The 963-nt window shown below is 55.8% G+C and carries 1 protein-coding gene; it reads left to right on the top strand.

The features are described from left to right. Positions 1-155: 155 nt before the first annotated feature. Positions 156-963, top strand: an 808-nt coding sequence (gene argC / locus RMSM_RS10400; RefSeq protein WP_008695162.1) for an N-acetyl-gamma-glutamyl-phosphate reductase, incomplete at its 3' end; no start/stop codon positions are given.

The following is a 963-nucleotide window of genomic DNA, read 5'->3' as shown; positions in this document are numbered from 1 at the left end:
CCTGAGCATCCCCCAGTGGTTGCCATCTACTTTCGTAGCGGCACGGCGCGAGCCGTCCGGTGGAGGCGAGTGAAACGTTCGGATTAGACCGGGCGGCTTGCGCCGCACCGCTACAAAAATCCATCCTTATTGTTCTTCAAGATAGAGACCCCGATATGACCCTCCGCGTTGGAATCGTTGGTGCAACTGGCTACACCGCACTCGAAGTGGCTCGATTGCTGTTGGCTCACCCCGAAGCCGAGCTGGTGGCGGCAACCAGTCGCGCCGAAGACGGCAAATCGATCGCGGAGATTCACCCGAGCTTGGCGGGTCGTTGTGATGTGCCGATCGAAACCTTGAACCCCGCCGCACTGGCAAAAAAATGCGACGTTGTGATGTGCTGTTTGCCTCATGGTGCGTCGGCCGAAACCTGCAAACAATTGATCGACCATGATATCCGAGTGATCGATTTTAGTGCCGATTTTCGTTTGTCGTCCCAAGCCACTTATGAAAAATGGTACGGCGTCGAGCATCCTTGGCCCGAACGGATCGGAAAAACCGTGTACGGATTGCCCGAGTTTTATGCCGAGCAAATTCGCGATGCCGACCTCGTCGCCAATCCCGGATGCTACCCCACGTCCGCGATTCTGCCGCTCGCTCCGCTGATCGCCAAGCAAATGATCGAAGCCAACGACATCATTGTTGATAGCAAGAGCGGTGTCAGTGGTGCTGGCCGAAGTGCCAAAGTGGGGACACTGTACTGTGAGGTGAACGAGTCGATTGCGGCGTACGGGGTCGGCAGCCATCGTCATCAACCCGAAATGGCAGACTTGGTACACCGGATTGGCGGACAAGAAATTTCGCTCGTGTTTACTCCCCATTTGACACCGATGGATCGCGGAATCTTGTCGACGATCTACGTGCGGCCTCGTGACACCAATGCCAAACAAGTGATCGAGTGTTGGCAACAGCAATATGCCGATT

The sequence above is a fragment of the Rhodopirellula maiorica SM1 genome, assembly GCF_000346295.1.
GTDB lineage: Bacteria > Planctomycetota > Planctomycetia > Pirellulales > Pirellulaceae > Novipirellula > Novipirellula maiorica.
The sequence above is the reverse complement of the archived record's forward strand: the minus strand, read 5'-3'. Positions and strand labels throughout refer to the sequence as shown.